The organism is Malaciobacter mytili LMG 24559 (assembly GCF_003346775.1).
GTDB classification, from domain to species: Bacteria; Campylobacterota; Campylobacteria; order Campylobacterales; family Arcobacteraceae; genus Malaciobacter; species Malaciobacter mytili.
Map to the genome: position 1 here is coordinate 2,251,051 of NZ_CP031219.1, position 14,448 is coordinate 2,265,498.

Consider the following 14,448-nt stretch of genomic DNA (forward strand, 5'->3'; position numbering starts at 1 on the left):
TATTACCTTAAACCATTGTATTTACTTGGGCATATAACTCTTCAGTTCTTTGCTCTAAAATATCAATTTTATGCCTAAGTTCTGCATTTTCAAGCTTTGCTTTTTGTAAATCATTTCTTGCAACTTGTAAATTATCTTGATTATTCTTTAATGTAGATGTACTAATCTTTAACTGCTTTTCATATCTTTCAATAATATTTTCTAATTTTTTGTACTCTTCTTCCATAATATTTTTCTCTTCATTTACTTTTCTATATAAAGATTTATAAACACTCATACTAGAGAAAAAGTATAAAAGTAATACACCTGCTAAAATTAGTAATAAAAAATTTTCCAAGTTTATCCTCTGTATTAAAATAAAGTAGGAAAAATTCCTACTTTATTATTTTATCGTTTTAAGTTTATAAGAGTATTTAACAATTCATCAGATGTTGTAATTGATTTAGCATTTGCTTCAAATGCCCTTTGGAATACCATTAAATTAACTAAAGACTCAGATAAGTCAGCAGTACTTAACTCTAATGTTTTTCCTTCAATTTTAGCTGTTTTATTATTGTTAATATTATAAATAGGGTCACCAGACTCATTTGTTTTTGCAAGTAAGTTATCCCCAGAAGGTAATAATCCTCTTTGGTTATTAAATAAAGCAATAGATACTTGACCAATTGCAAAATCAACTCCACCTTGCTTCATAGTAATAAGTCCAGTTTGGTCAATATTAAATTCACCAAAAGGAGAGTTTGAAATATTTAGTGCATCAAGCTTTAATTGTAATGAACTTTGAGTTGCTGTTTGTTCAATAGTATTTGTAATTTCTAAGAACTCAGCACCTGCACCTTTTCTACCACTATAGTCTCCATTTTTATCTTTAACTATATTATTTGTAATATCAGTTAAAGTTGTACTAAATTCTAAATCATATTTAGAGTCTTTAGTAGAGATTACTAAATTTCCATTTACATTTTCAACAGTAAAATAGTTATTAAATTGAACTTGTTTTGTTGTATCAGCAGGGTTTCCACCAGCTTGAATAGCAGCTACCAATTCATCAACTGAAGTAATATCAACCCCACCACTTGTTCCAGCTAAATTCATTGTAAATTCAATATTTTTCTTTAATGTTGGATCATAAATAGAAAAATCTAAAGTATGATCAATTCCTGAAGCAAGTGCTGCTAAATCAGCAGGAGCATATACATTTCTTTGATTTCCTGTAATTGCTCTTGATAGTGCATCTCTAATACTTTCTAAAGCACCAACACCTGTTCCTGATTGTGCTTTTGTTCTACTTAAAGTATCATTTACTTCACCATTAACAGTTGTACTTGAACTCATCTCTTCAACTGTATTAATAATAAAATCTTGCCCAGGAATAAGTGATTTAATTTCAATCATACCTTTATATACTTCTAAAGGATTTGTTGTTGCAAAGAAAATATCTTTTTCTTCAAATTTACCTTGATCAACTGCTGTTGCAGTAACTGGGTCAATAATATTATAAGCTACCATTCCAGGAACAGTAGAAGAGATTTTATCTGCTAAAGCTTTATATGTTGCAATTTTACTAGCAACTAAATCATAATCTTCAGTTACATTACTTGCATATGTAGCTTCTGTTACAGTTGCATTTGAACCAAATGTTAATTGAATTGTTCCACCTACAGCATCTTTAGTAATACCAGTTACAGGATTAGCACTACCACTAATAGTAGCATTTGTACTAATTGCATTTTCTAATCCATCTAAAATCTCTTGCATTGTTGCATCTGTATCTGAGTCATAGTGAACTTCAACTCCATCAATAGTCATAGAGTATCTTGTATTATTTGCAACTACAATTGAAGTTGTTACAGTTGTTGTTCCTGACCCTCCAACTGATGCACTACCTGTATCAACAGCAAAATTTACTAATGAAGTAATTAAAGCATCGGTTGCATTTGTACTTAAGAAGTTTTGAGGAATTTTTGTACCATTAATAGTAATAGAGATTTGATCTCCTTCACCTTTAAATGTATCTCCCTCAAATCTTACTTGAGATTTTTGTGAAATTGATGTTGAAGAAGGTCCATCTGGAGTATTTTTAAGATCTTGTAATCTTCTAATATACTCTTTTTTTAACTCTTCAATATCATTTAATTTTGCAGCTTTATTTTTAAGTCCAGTTCCAGAGAAAGCATCAACTGCATCTCCTTTTGCTGTAGTTTCATAATCTGTTGATTTTGCTGTAACAGTTTCTACATATGTATCATGTCTAATAATTCTTGAACCTAATAATTCTGAATAATCATCAGAAAATAAAGTTGCATTTGGATTAGTAGAAATTACATCTGAATCAGGATCAATTGGTCTCATTGCCCAACCTTGAACCTCATTTCCAGCAGAATCTTGAAGAGTTCCATTGTCACCCATTCTAAAGTTTCCTGCTCTTGTATAAAATGTTTCAGATGTTCCACTTTGTCTACTATTTTTTACAGTAAAGAAACCATCTCCACTTAGAGCCATATCGTAATTAACACCAGTTAATTTAAGGTTACCTTGAACATAAAGTTTTTCTGCATCTAAGATTTTAGAACCTTTACCAATTCTATCTTGATACATTTGATCTGCAAAAGAGATCCTTGAGCTTTTATATCCAATTGTATTTACGTTAGCTATATTATTAGATTCATTATCTAATGCCGTTTGTTGCGACGATAGCCCTGAAATACCTGTCCAAAGTGCTCCAATCATGATTTATCCTTTTTTATAAATCTTAAACATTTAAAGTTTAAATGTTCAAAGCTTAATACTTAAAAAAGTACTAAGCTCTAAACATTCAGTTAAAACTATTGTTTTAACTGAATTGCTGTTTTTAAAAACTCATCTGAAGTTGTAACTGCTTTTGAACTTGCTTCAAAAGCTCTTTGATAAACCATTAAATTTGTAAGGTTTGTACCAAAATTTGAGTTACTTAGCTCTAAAGTTTTTCCTTGAAGTTTATTTGCTTTACTAGCATCAATAGCATCTCCTGATAAAGTTGTTTTAGAAAATAGATTATTTCCTTCAGGATTTAAACTAAGTTCATCATTAAAATATGCAGTAGAAATTGCACCAATAATAAATTTATTATCTCCATCTTTTGCAAAAATTTGTCCATTTTCTATTGAAATATTTCCTAAACCATTATCTGAAATATTTAACTTATCAAGTTTTAATTGTAAATCAGTTGTTACTAAACTTGCTCTTGCTGTTAAATCTAAATTTGTAGTCATATCAAGTAGTTTAGCCCCTGCATTTTCAAGGGCATTTTTTAAAGCTTCTCTTGCACTTGTTACAAGTCCTATACCACTTCCAACAACTGGAGTTACAATTTCATTTACAGCTGGTGCTTGGTCATTTAAAGAAGGATAAGTAACTTTTAAATCCTTTCCTGGAACCAAAGAATTAATAGTTAATAAACCATTTGCATCAACTGTTGCAGTAACCCCTTGGATTTCACTAATTTTATCTGCAAATTTATTCATTGTTGTTTGGGCATCTGTATCAAACTTTTGTTTTACAGTAATATTATTTATAGTAATTTGTAATAAATCATTTTCATCATCTAAATCACCTACAAAGTTATTAAAAGGAACTTGAGTTACAGCAGAAACAGAATCAACTGAAGTTGCATTTGGATCTGAACTATATAATTCAAGTTTATCTTTATAGTTAGTAATTAAAGCTTGTATATCATTTATTTTTGAAGATGCTGATTTATAACCTTGCCCAGAAATTCCACTAGCTTCTGCAGTTTTTGTAAAATCAGTTGCTCTTGCATTTATTGTTTGAATAAAATCATTATTTGAAATTGTTCTACTTGCAATAAATTGATTATATGTAGAGTTAAATTGTGTATCATTTGGATCAGTGGCAATAATAGTTGAATCCATACTTTGAAGACCTTGAACCTTCATTCCATCAATACTTTGTAAAGTACCATCAGAACCCATCTTAAAGTTACCAGCTCTTGTATAAAAAACCTGATTAGTGCTTAATTCTCTAACTAGAAAAAAACCTCTTCCATCAATAGCCACATCATAACTATTTCCAGTAAGTTTTAAATTTCCTTGAGAAAAATCTTTTTCTACAGTTTGAATATTTACACCTTTTCCATATCCTGCTTGATACATTAAATCTTGAAATGTAACATCATCTGATTTATGTCCAATTGTATTAACATTGGCAACATTATTTGATTCAGCACTTAAAGCTTTTTCAAATGCACCTAAACCAGAGATTCCATTCCATAATCCAGTAATCATAATAAATCCTTAGAAAATTTTAGTAATGTTTTCAAATGGAATTGTAGAAATTTCACTTGCAAAAACAGCTGTTGTTAAACCTTCATATGTATAAGTATGATCAGTTACTGTTTCATTGTTTTCATCTAAGATAACAGGTTTCCCCTCAGCATCAGTTGCAATTTCTCCAGGATTTTTTAGAACAATTTTTTGTCCTGTTTTTTCCCCATCAGTATTATAAATAAATCCATTTTGATCATACAATAATCTATTACCATCAGCATCTTTTACAACATCTTCCATATACATAATTTGCCTAGCTTTTACAACTAGTTGGTCATCTATTGTTTCAACAGAAAGAACTTTATAAGCTTTTGCAACACCATTTTCATCAGTATTAATATCTTCAATATTTTTACCAATAATATTTGCAGCATTTGATAAAGATGTTTGATTAAAAGTTGAAACTAATTTATCCATAGACTTAGCCATAGCCATATTTGTCTCTATTGTAGACATTTGAAGCTGTGTATCCATCATTCTTTGTGAATCCATAGGCTTAGTTGGATCTTGTAATTTTAACTCTTGAATCATCAAATTTAAAAAATCACTATTTGTTAATTGGTCATTACTAACAGAAGTAGTATAACTATTTCCATTTGCATCAGTAGCAGATTTAGTATCTACTTCTCTAGTTGTATATCCATTATCATCTCTATTTTTTATCTGATTATATTGCGCATCAGTATAACTACCTGTGTAACTTCCTGCATACATAATAAACTCCTATAATAAGTTTTCTTCAAAGAAGTATCTAACAACATTATCTGAATCCATAGCATCCTGAACTCGAACTGCTAATTTTTCATCGATTACTATAATATCGCCTGTTCCTATGATTCTAGAGTTAACATAAATATCTCCACCAGCACCAGCTAGTTTATCTAAAGATAAAATATCACCCTCACTAAGATCTAAGAATTCTTTAATCGTAATACTAGTTGAACCTAAGATTACATCAACAACAATCTCCGTATCAACTAATAAATCATAGTCCCTTTCACTAATTTCCATAGCCATTCTTTTTATTGTTTTGATATATTATAACACAAAGTTTTAGATATTGGGTTAAGTAAGCCTATTTTATAAGAAATTTTTTTAATTATTAAATTACAGTATCTAAGGTTTCTAGCATTGAAGCAACTTTTGCTTCTATATTTCCATCAAAATTACCTAAATCACTAGCAATTACTACTCCACCAATAGCAACATTTGCATCTTGAACTAATTCAATAAATGATTCTAAAGTTAATTCATGTCTTAAAATTTCATAATCTCTTGGGTTTAGATGAATTTTTACTTTTGAAGCTGTTTTTATTTTTGACATTAAATGAGTTATTGTCTCTTTTGCAATTTTTGAAGAGTTTTCTCCCACTTCAATAGAGATAATTTTTTGTGCAATTGCAATAGAAGTTTTAAGAAGTTTTGTTTCCATTTGAAAAGTTGCTTGTTCAAAAAAAGTAGCATAATTTTTTAAATCTTTTATTGCAGTTACAACTTGTCTATCAATATCTTTACTTGATACTCCATTTACTTCAATTGTATCAACTTTATTACTTAAAAAAGCAATTTGTTCAGAGATTTTTTTCATCTCTTCAACTAAAGGATCAACACTTAAAGGTATTTCTCTATCACTTAAAGTTGCTACACTTTGCATTTGTTGTGTTTGAGCAGTATTATCTAATTTATTATGTAAAAAAGTACCTAATTTATAATCTTGTACTTCATCATTAGTACTTATAATTTTTGCAGTTGAATAAACATTATTATTTGCCATTATTCATCCATTTCTCTTTCAATTACACCCTCTTCAATCATTTTTTGGGCCACATCTAGCATCTTTCTTTGAGCTGCTTCAATATCTTTAATTTTTACTTTATTTAACATCTCAAACTCTTCTTTAAATCTATCACTTGCCCTTTGAGACATAGCACTTGTGATTTTCTCTAAATCTTCATCAGTTGCATTTTTCATAGCAACAGCAACATCTGCTGTATCAACATTTTGTAAGATTTTCATTACATATTCTGTATCTAAATTTAGTAAATCCTCAAATACAAACATATTTTCTTTAATTTTTGTTGCCAATGAAGTATCAACTCCATTGATATTTTTAAGAATATCTTGTGATTTTGGCCCCACTCTATTTAACATATCAGCAACAACTTTAACCCCACCAACATTTACAATAGAAGATAAAAGTGATTCTAGTTTTTTCTCTAAAATAACAGAAATAGTTCTTACAACATCAGGAGAAACATCTTTAATTGTTGCCATTTGCATAGTAACTTTTATCCTAATATCTTCATCTAATTGCATCAATACTTCTGCTGCTCTTGGAGCTTCCATATGAGATAAAATTACTGCAATTGTTTGAGGAGACTCATCTTTAATAAAGTCTGAAAGTTGTTTTGGATTAATAGCATCTAAATAAGCAAATGATTGAGCAGCAAGTTTTAATCTTGAAAGTTTTGCTAAAACATCATCTGCTTCACCTTTTCCTAAAGATTTATATAAAATATCTTTAGCATAATCAAACCCACCCGAACTAATAAAACCTTTAGAACGAGTATAAAGATGAAATTCATCTAAAATTGCTAAAGAGATATCTTTATCAATAGCATTAATTTGAGTAATTGCTGTTGAAATATCTTCCACAACATTTTTAGGTAAATGTTGAAAGATTTTAACAGTAGCATCTTCTCCAATTAAAACACAAAAATGAGCTACTTTTTCTGTCATAGACATACCTTTAAGTAATTCTCTGCTTATTTCTTCACTCATTTTTTATTACCTCTTTTAACAAATTTACTATCACCTTCTGCTAATAGTAATTCTATCATTTTAGCCATTTCAGCTGGATTATTATTGATCTCTTTATCAAGTTCTTCAATTAGAACTTCATATTTAGCAGCACCCTCTTCATCTAATCCATTTAAGTTATTCATAATTTGGCTTTTAATTTTTGCTTTTAGTCTTCCTTTTGCACTTTGCATATCAAATTGCTCTTCAAAACCAGAAAGCATATCATCAACCAAACCATCAGAAGATCCATCTGCATTTCTCTTTTTAACAGTTCCATCACCTAATACAACCACATCATGATTTACAATAAATTTTCTATAAAAAATAAATAGTAAAATTGCTGCAATTATATATTGAATATACTCACTAAACTCTTTTAGTAAAGATTTTACCATAGCTAAAGTATCAGCAGTACTTCCTTCTTCTATAATATTACCATTTTCATCTACTTTTTGTCCAGCTGCATTAGCTATTGCTTTTAACCCAAAAAATTTAAAGCTTTTTACACTAATTTGATCACCTCTTTTTTGATCATAACCAATTGTATCTTGAACAATTGCTTCCATAGAAGAGATAAATTCATCTTTATTTTGAATACTATCTAATACAGTTGAATCAAATGTCACAGCAGCACTTATTTTTTGAATTGTTGAATAATTATTATCTTTTTGTTCAATTATCTTTTTTGAAATTTCATAATTTGTTAGAGTTTTTGTTGATTCACTTGAAGATTTGCTTCCTTCAGTCCCACCTGCTTCTTGAGGTTCTTGAATATTGCTATCAACTCCTGCAACTCCTCCATTATTATTTGGTCCACCTGTAGAATTTGAAACATTTTCAGTAGTCTCTTGACTTCTAATTGTTCCTTCTGGATCATATATCTCTTCTTGAATATTTTTCTTTATAAAATTTAAATCTATTGTAACTCTTGCAACTACTCTATTTGGACCAACAATTGGTTCAAGTAAAGAGATAATCTTTTTTTCATAACTGCTTTCTAATTTCTCTTTATATTTATTTTGAGTCATTGATTTTAAGTTATCAACATCATCTTTTGAATGTTCTAATAATGAACCATCTTGGTCAATTAATTTAATATTTTCATTTTTTAAGTCACTTACAGCAGAAGCTATAAAGTTTTTAATTCCATCAATTTGTTTTTGAGTTAAAAATACTCCAGGTTTTAAACTTAAAACAGCAGAAGCAGTTGGTTCACTTTTTCTTTCAGTAAAAATTGTATCTTTAGGAATAGCTATTTTTACACTAGCTCTTAAAACACCAGATAAAGACTCCAATGATCTAGATAATTCCCCTTCTAAGGCTCTTAAATATTTTACTTTATTTTCAAAATTTGTAGTACCTAAAGAAGATTTTTCAAAAATTTCCCAACCAACATGCTTGCTTGTTGCTGCTTCACTTGTTACTAATTTAATTTTTGCAATATTAATAAACTCTTTTGAAGTTCTAAGTGTTAAATCATTTCCAGAACCTATAACGGAAAAAGGAACTCCAGAAGCTTCAAGTTCGCTACTTGCTAACATAACTTGATTTTTTGTAAGATTAGAAGCAATTGTATAGTTAAATTTTTTATCTTCAGCTTTTATATTTGAATATATTAATAGTCCAATTAATAACACAAAGAGTAAAGAAAAACCCCCTATAATAACTGCTCTTTGTGCAGCATTTAAATTATTTACAAACTTAAAAAGTTGATCCATATACTATATATCCTATTAATTTTTTGCAGAAGAGTCAATTACTGATCTAAATAATAATGAGTCTTTTTTAATAGATGTCTGCAAAGCATCAAATATTACTTTATTTTTTGACATTTCACTCATTTGTGCATCAAGATTTACATTATTACCATCATTTTGTTCTTCTAAACCTTTTACATCAACCATTTGACTTTTAAAAGGTTTATTTATTTCATTTGAAGAACTTAAATGCATCTCATTAGTTTTGTATAATTGTAGTCTGCTATCATTTGCTTTTTGTAATTCATTTGCAAAAACCAAATCTTTTGTTTTATACTTAGGAGTATTTATATTTGCAATATTACTTGAAATAACCTCTTGTCTATCACCACGAAAACCTAATTGTGTAAAAAGTAAATCTGTTACGCTACTTGGCTTCATCTGTTATTATTCCCTATTTTATCAATTACTTTTGCATTAATATCATCAATTGTTAATACACCTTTTTGAGCTTGTTCAAATCTTCTATGTGCATCAATTAAAGCAACCATTGTAGAAACAGTATTAATATTAGATTTTTCAAGAGAACCTTGAATGAGTTGTCCATCATTTAGCTCTAATTGTTCAATTTGAGCATTTTGTTTTGTTTTATAGTTGTTGTAACCTACTTTTTCTAAATCTTTAAAGTCTATTTTAACTACAGAAATTTGATTTATAAATTCACCATCAGTAACAATTGGTTCATTATCATTACTTAAAATATTTCTACCTTTAGAATCAACTAAAAAGTTATCTAATATTTTAAAAGAACCATCTCTTGTATATTCAACATTTCCATTTTCATTTAAAACTTTAAAAAAAGCATTTGAATCTTTTAAAGCAAAATCTAAAGCATTGCCTGTAGCAACAATTGGTCCAACTTCTTCATTTATATATTTACCATCTAATTTTGGTATAGTATTAGTAATTTCATTTACTTTTGTAGGAGTGAAACCTTCATTTGAAGCCCTTGTAAGATAGTAATTAAATGAACCTTCTATCATTCCTTCTTGCTTAAACCCAACAGTATTAGCATTTGCTAAGTTATTGGAAATCATATCAACTCTATTAAGTTGATTTATCATTGCCGCTGCTAAAGGATATGTACCTTGATTCATTTATTACTCCTTCTTTAAGTTTTTAGTTACCAAATTCCGCTATTAGTGATTCTAAATCTGCATCATCCACAACATCTGCTGTGTTATCTCCATGAATATGTTTTGCTACAGCTATTTCTTGATGAGAACCTTCATCTTCAAATAGATTATTTAAATAAATTGATAATTTTCTAATTACTGCCATTACTCTTTCAATTTTTTGTCTATTAATATCATGAAATTGCATTAATTCCATAGCTTCAAAAATTTGCATATTTTCTGCATCTAATTTACCACTAATTGCAGAAATCCCTTCTTTTATTTTAGAAGCTTCTTCTAAATGTTGATTAAAAACTGAAATATTTGGAAATTTTTTATTTAAAGAGTCAAGTAGAGCTATTTGTTTTACTAAAAATTCATCAAATGATTTAATACCTCTTTGAACATCATTATTATCATCTAAAATAAAACTTAATACATCAAATATTTTAGATGCTTTTTCTTCTGAGTCATTAGCCACTTGGCTTAACTGATTTACTACTTTTGTGTCTTTTTCTGCTGGTAAAGGGAAAATCCCACTATCTATTTTAGACACTATATCATCTTCATCTGGTTTAGCATTATTTTCATTTACAGTTACTTTCTTTTCTACCATAGGTTCTTTAAGAGGCTCACTATCAGTTATACCATCAATCCCTGCTAAAATATCATCAAAGTTTTCTTCATCAATTGTTTCTTCTTCAACATCATTTAAATTATCAGTTACACCATCAATACCTTTTAAAAGCTCATCTATATCATCATTTGATACAGGACTATTATCATCCTCAGCTTCATCTATACTTGCTAAAATGTCATCTAAATCATCTTGTGAAGTTATTGAATTGTCTTCTTCGTCTATTATATTACTTTCAGATAATAATTTTTCAATATCATCATTTGACATAGGGTCATTTGACATTTCTTCCGTAGTAACTTCTTCTGACTTTTCATTTTCATTTAAATCTAAGCCATTCATTAGTGATTCAATTTCTTCTTGACTCATACTCATATTTAAACCTTTATTATTAATAAGTTACTAATTTAGTGATTTTTTAAAACCCCATCAAGTTTCTCTTTTAAGACATCTGCACTAAATGGTTTAACAATATAGTTATTTACACCAGCTTTTAAAGCAGTGATAACTTCAGACTTTCCACCCTCTGTTGTAATCATAATAATCGGAGTTTTTTGATGATTACCTTCCGATCTAACCTTTTTAACTAACTCTAGACCATTCATATTTGGCATATTCCAGTCAGTTAAAATAATATCATATTTCCCTTCAGATAATAATTTCCAAGCTTTCACACCATCTTCAGCTTCATCAAAATCCTCTTTTGAAAATCCAAGTTGCATTACTACATTACCAATAATTCTTCTCATAGTAGAACTATCATCAACTATTAAAATTCTCATTACTTAAGCCTTTTAAACATTTTAATTTTGAAAATTGTTAATTATTATATTTAATTTGTTTTAAATTTACACTTAATATTTTAATAAAATTTTATCTAACTTTAAAAATTCTTTAAATATAATCATTATATTATCTCTTTTAAAGGATTCTATTATGATTAGAGGTTTATACACTGCGGCAACTGGAATGAATTCCCAACAAAGTCAAATTGATGTTACATCAAATAATATTGCCAATGTTAATACATTAGGTTTTAAAAAAGATAGAGCTGAATTTCAAGATTTAATGTATGAAACATTAAACTATACAGCTGGACAAACTTCTGAAACAACAAGAAATCCAACAGGTATAGATGTGGGAATGGGAGTTAGAATTTCAGGTATTCAAAAAAGCTTCTTGCAAGGGGATTTAAAACAAACAAGTAACCCTTTAGATGTTGCTATTGAGGGTAATGGTTTTTTTAGAATTACTATGCCAGATGGAGAAACAGCATATACAAGAAGTGGTGCTTTTAAGCTAGATGATGAGGGAGCAATTGTAAACTCAAATGGATATAGATTAGACCCTGAAATAGTAATTCCTGACAATGTAATAAAATTAACTATTGGTAAAGATGGAGTGGTAACAGCAACAGATAAAGCAACTGAAACTATAGTTACTTTAGGACAAATTACACTATCAGATTTTATAAATCCAGCAGGACTTGCACCAATTGGTGAGTCACTATTTAAAGAAACAGAAGCATCAGGAGCTCCTGTTGAAGGCAATCCAACAGAAAACCAATTTGGAAATTTAAGACAAGGTATGGTTGAGTTATCAAACGTAAAACTTGTAAATGAGATGGTTGATTTAATTACTGCACAAAGAGCATATGAAGCAAACTCTAAAGCAATTACAACAACTGATGATATGTTAGATATTGTAAATAGATTAAAAAGATAAGGTAATTAGATAAAAGATGGATTTAGAAGAATTAAAAAGGCTTCGAAAAGAAAACTTTTTAGCTCATAAAAAGAAAAAAAGAGAATACTATCTTAAAAAGAAAATAGAAAAAACTCTTACTAAAAAAAGAAATAAAGTTAAAGAGTTTGATTATGAAACGGACTTAAATCCTTTAAACTTCGAAAGAAAGATTAAAGAGATTATCAAACAACAAAAAGAACATGTTGATAATAGAAAAGATAAAATTATTGAAAAAATAAGAGAATATAAAGAGAAAAAAAGAGAATACTATATAGAAAATAAAGATAGAAGACTTGAATATGATAAAGAGTATAGAGAACAAAAAAAAGAAGAATTAAGAGAATACAGAAGAGAATATTATCAGAAAAATAAAGATAGAATACTAAAAAAACAAAAAGAAAGAAGAAAACAACAATCTAATAACAAAGAGTAAAGAATGGCAGAACAAAATAGTACAAAAAATTCAAATGAAATTGTTGATGAAATTAAATTGGAAATTGAAGAGAGTTCTTTAGATGATAAATTATCAATTGATGAAGATGCTAACGAAATACAAATAGAAGAATCACAACTTGATAAAGATAAAAAAGATGTTTCTGAAAAAGATATTAGTGAATATGCTATTGATGAAGATGAATTAAAAGATTATTCTGTTCAAAAAAAGCAAACTAAAGTTCAAAGAATATTAACTGCTGTAATTGCAGTGTTACTAGTTGTTTTAACAATAGGTATTATTTTGTATATTACTGGTTTTTTTGATAAAAAAGAAGAGCCTAAAGTTCAAACAAAAGTAGAAGAAGTAAAAGAAGAAAAAACTTTTGATTTTAAATCAAGAGATATTGATTCTGATAAATTAAATAAAAAATTTGATAGATTAACTAAATATGACCCTTCATTACAAGATCAACTTGCAAAAGAAGAAGCTATAAAAAAAGCTAAAGAGGAAGAAGAAAGAAAAGCTTTAGAAGAGAAGAAAAAATTAGAGGAAATTGAAAATTTAAAAAAAGAATTAGAAGCTGAAAAAAAAGCTTTAGAAGAGAAACAAACAGCCTTAATTTCTGAAAAAGAACAATTAGAACAAATGAAAGAAAAATTACTTCAAGAAGTTGAAGAAAAGAAAAAAGAATTAGAAGCTTTAGAAAATAGTAAAGAACAAACTCAAGAAGAAGTAGTAGCTGTAACAAATGAGGAAGAAGAGAATAAAATGCCAGAAGCTATACAACAAGTTGTAGAAAATAGTGAAAATGCAAATATAAATACTTCTAAATCATTTTTACCTTTAATTAATGTTTCAGTAATAAAAGGAAACCTTAAAAAAGATTATTTAGCAAAAATTGAAAGAATTGATAAAAATATCTTACTATGTAGAGATAATCAAAATAATATTGAAATTTATGTTGGTCCTTATGAAATGCCAAGTGCTAGAAACAACTTATTGAACAAATTTCTTGATAGTGGGTTTAATCAAGCAATGCTTATAGATTTAACTAAAGAAGAATTTGATAAAAGATGTAATTATTAGAAAAACTCTTACGAGTTTTCTAATATATCAAAACAATCTTGTGTGAAAATCTTCTTCTCTTGAACATCTACATTAGTAATATAAGTATCTAAAATATATGGAATTAAAAAAGTTTTCGGTAAATTCTTTTCAACTAATTGCATAGAAGTAGTAACCTCTAAATAATCAGTTATAGGGTATCTGTGTATCTCTTTTACTTTTCCTAAAACTATATTTTTTTCAATAATTTCACAATCAATTATATCAAACCAAAAATGTTGATTCTCTTCCAATTGACAATTATCTTTTGTTGCTTCTTTAGAAGTGAAAAGTTCTTGATTTATAAGCTTTTTTGCTAAATCAATATCTTCATATGTTTCAAATTTAATTGTTCCATTATTATTGTTGTAGTTTAAGACTTTTAAAGTGAGATTTCTATTAGTAGTAAATGTAGCACCTTTTTTAAACTGATTAGGGAAATCAGAGTCTATATGAAGTTTTAAATCTCCTTTTAGACCTACTGTTTTTCCTAATTTTGCTACGTAAATTTTATCTTCTGTCATTG

At 28.1% G+C, this 14,448-nt stretch carries 16 protein-coding genes; 3 read left to right on the forward strand and 13 right to left on the reverse strand.

What is annotated here, in order from left to right:
- Positions 1 to 7: 7 nt before the first annotated feature.
- From AMYT_RS11065 to AMYT_RS11120, 12 genes are all read right to left on the reverse strand, one after another.
- Positions 8 to 337, reverse strand: coding sequence for a hypothetical protein (locus AMYT_RS11065; RefSeq protein ID WP_228197862.1), 330 nt, complete (start codon positions 335 to 337; stop codon positions 8 to 10).
- Between the two features lie 50 nt (positions 338 to 387).
- Positions 388 to 2,730 carry a flagellar hook-basal body complex protein gene (locus AMYT_RS11070; RefSeq protein ID WP_114842589.1) on the reverse strand — a complete coding sequence of 781 codons (2,343 nt, stop codon included), beginning with the start codon at positions 2,728 to 2,730 and terminating at the stop codon, positions 388 to 390.
- Positions 2,731 to 2,825: 95 nt separating this feature from the next.
- Positions 2,826 to 4,283, reverse strand: coding sequence for a flagellar hook-basal body complex protein (locus AMYT_RS11075; RefSeq protein ID WP_114842590.1), 1,458 nt, complete (start codon positions 4,281 to 4,283; stop codon positions 2,826 to 2,828).
- A 9-nt stretch (positions 4,284 to 4,292) separates the two neighbouring features.
- A complete protein-coding gene (locus AMYT_RS11080) occupies positions 4,293 to 5,039 on the reverse strand; it encodes a flagellar hook assembly protein FlgD (protein WP_114842591.1) in 747 nt (248 codons plus the stop codon).
- 9 nt (positions 5,040 to 5,048) lie between these two features.
- Positions 5,049 to 5,336, reverse strand: coding sequence for a FliM/FliN family flagellar motor switch protein (locus tag AMYT_RS11085; protein WP_114842592.1), 288 nt, complete (start codon positions 5,334 to 5,336; stop codon positions 5,049 to 5,051).
- 91 nt (positions 5,337 to 5,427) lie between these two features.
- Complete coding sequence (locus AMYT_RS11090; RefSeq protein WP_114842593.1) at positions 5,428 to 6,099, reverse strand: FliH/SctL family protein; 672 nt, start codon at positions 6,097 to 6,099, stop codon at positions 5,428 to 5,430.
- Positions 6,099 to 7,106 carry a flagellar motor switch protein FliG gene (gene fliG, locus AMYT_RS11095; protein ID WP_114842594.1) on the reverse strand — a complete coding sequence of 336 codons (1,008 nt, stop codon included), beginning with the start codon at positions 7,104 to 7,106 and terminating at the stop codon, positions 6,099 to 6,101. Before fliG ends, AMYT_RS11090 begins: the two co-directional genes overlap by 1 nt.
- Positions 7,103 to 8,845, reverse strand: a complete 1,743-nt coding sequence (gene fliF / locus AMYT_RS11100) for a flagellar basal-body MS-ring/collar protein FliF (RefSeq protein WP_114842595.1) — start codon at positions 8,843 to 8,845, stop codon at positions 7,103 to 7,105. Before fliF ends, fliG begins: the two co-directional genes overlap by 4 nt.
- 15 nt (positions 8,846 to 8,860) lie before the next feature.
- Entirely contained in the window at positions 8,861 to 9,265 is a 405-nt protein-coding gene (gene flgB / locus AMYT_RS11105; RefSeq protein WP_114842596.1) for a flagellar basal body rod protein FlgB, read from the reverse strand.
- On the reverse strand, positions 9,262 to 9,981 hold the full coding sequence (locus tag AMYT_RS11110; RefSeq protein ID WP_114842597.1) for a flagellar hook-basal body protein: 720 nt from the start codon (positions 9,979 to 9,981) through the stop codon (positions 9,262 to 9,264). The genes flgB and AMYT_RS11110 overlap by 4 nt, the downstream gene beginning before the upstream one ends.
- A 22-nt stretch (positions 9,982 to 10,003) precedes the next feature.
- Positions 10,004 to 11,005: a hypothetical protein gene (locus AMYT_RS11115; RefSeq protein ID WP_191287668.1), complete on the reverse strand. Its 1,002-nt coding sequence runs from the start codon at positions 11,003 to 11,005 to the stop codon at positions 10,004 to 10,006.
- 38 nt (positions 11,006 to 11,043) lie between these two features.
- Positions 11,044 to 11,418 (reverse strand): response regulator, encoded by a 375-nt coding sequence (locus AMYT_RS11120; RefSeq protein ID WP_114842599.1) that lies wholly within the window; start codon positions 11,416 to 11,418, stop codon positions 11,044 to 11,046.
- Between the two features lie 154 nt (positions 11,419 to 11,572).
- Between AMYT_RS11120 and flgG the strand changes: the two genes are divergently transcribed.
- Genes flgG through AMYT_RS11135 form a run of 3 tightly spaced genes read left to right on the forward strand, consistent with a single transcriptional unit; the run spans position 11,573 to position 13,904 of the window.
- On the forward strand, positions 11,573 to 12,361 hold the full coding sequence (gene flgG / locus AMYT_RS11125; protein ID WP_114842600.1) for a flagellar basal-body rod protein FlgG: 789 nt from the start codon (positions 11,573 to 11,575) through the stop codon (positions 12,359 to 12,361).
- Positions 12,362 to 12,377: 16 nt separating this feature from the next.
- Positions 12,378 to 12,815 carry a hypothetical protein gene (locus AMYT_RS11130; protein ID WP_114842601.1) on the forward strand — a complete coding sequence of 146 codons (438 nt, stop codon included), beginning with the start codon at positions 12,378 to 12,380 and terminating at the stop codon, positions 12,813 to 12,815.
- Positions 12,816 to 12,818: 3 nt separating this feature from the next.
- Positions 12,819 to 13,904 carry a coiled-coil domain-containing protein gene (locus tag AMYT_RS11135; RefSeq protein WP_114842602.1) on the forward strand — a complete coding sequence of 362 codons (1,086 nt, stop codon included), beginning with the start codon at positions 12,819 to 12,821 and terminating at the stop codon, positions 13,902 to 13,904.
- Between the two features lie 8 nt (positions 13,905 to 13,912).
- Here AMYT_RS11135 and rimM read toward each other — a convergent pair whose 3' ends face one another.
- Positions 13,913 to 14,446 (reverse strand): ribosome maturation factor RimM, encoded by a 534-nt coding sequence (gene rimM, locus AMYT_RS11140; protein WP_114842603.1) that lies wholly within the window; start codon positions 14,444 to 14,446, stop codon positions 13,913 to 13,915.
- Positions 14,447 to 14,448 lie beyond the last annotated feature (2 nt).

Coding starts and splice junctions, on each gene's coding strand:
- AMYT_RS11070 (WP_114842589.1), bottom strand. CDS start 2,730: ATGATTGGAGCACTTTGGACAGGTATTTCAGGGCTATCGTCGCAACAA.
- AMYT_RS11075 (WP_114842590.1), bottom strand. CDS start 4,283: ATGATTACTGGATTATGGAATGGAATCTCTGGTTTAGGTGCATTTGAA.
- AMYT_RS11080 (WP_114842591.1), bottom strand. CDS start 5,039: ATGTATGCAGGAAGTTACACAGGTAGTTATACTGATGCGCAATATAAT.
- AMYT_RS11085 (WP_114842592.1), bottom strand. CDS start 5,336: ATGGAAATTAGTGAAAGGGACTATGATTTATTAGTTGATACGGAGATT.
- AMYT_RS11090 (WP_114842593.1), bottom strand. CDS start 6,099: ATGGCAAATAATAATGTTTATTCAACTGCAAAAATTATAAGTACTAAT.
- fliG (WP_114842594.1), bottom strand. CDS start 7,106: ATGAGTGAAGAAATAAGCAGAGAATTACTTAAAGGTATGTCTATGACA.
- fliF (WP_114842595.1), bottom strand. CDS start 8,845: ATGGATCAACTTTTTAAGTTTGTAAATAATTTAAATGCTGCACAAAGA.
- flgB (WP_114842596.1), bottom strand. CDS start 9,265: ATGAAGCCAAGTAGCGTAACAGATTTACTTTTTACACAATTAGGTTTT.
- AMYT_RS11110 (WP_114842597.1), bottom strand. CDS start 9,981: ATGAATCAAGGTACATATCCTTTAGCAGCGGCAATGATAAATCAACTT.
- AMYT_RS11115 (WP_191287668.1), bottom strand. CDS start 11,005: ATGAGTCAAGAAGAAATTGAATCACTAATGAATGGCTTAGATTTAAAT.
- AMYT_RS11120 (WP_114842599.1), bottom strand. CDS start 11,418: ATGAGAATTTTAATAGTTGATGATAGTTCTACTATGAGAAGAATTATT.
- flgG (WP_114842600.1), top strand. CDS start 11,573: ATGATTAGAGGTTTATACACTGCGGCAACTGGAATGAATTCCCAACAA.
- AMYT_RS11130 (WP_114842601.1), top strand. CDS start 12,378: ATGGATTTAGAAGAATTAAAAAGGCTTCGAAAAGAAAACTTTTTAGCT.
- AMYT_RS11135 (WP_114842602.1), top strand. CDS start 12,819: ATGGCAGAACAAAATAGTACAAAAAATTCAAATGAAATTGTTGATGAA.
- rimM (WP_114842603.1), bottom strand. CDS start 14,446: ATGACAGAAGATAAAATTTACGTAGCAAAATTAGGAAAAACAGTAGGT.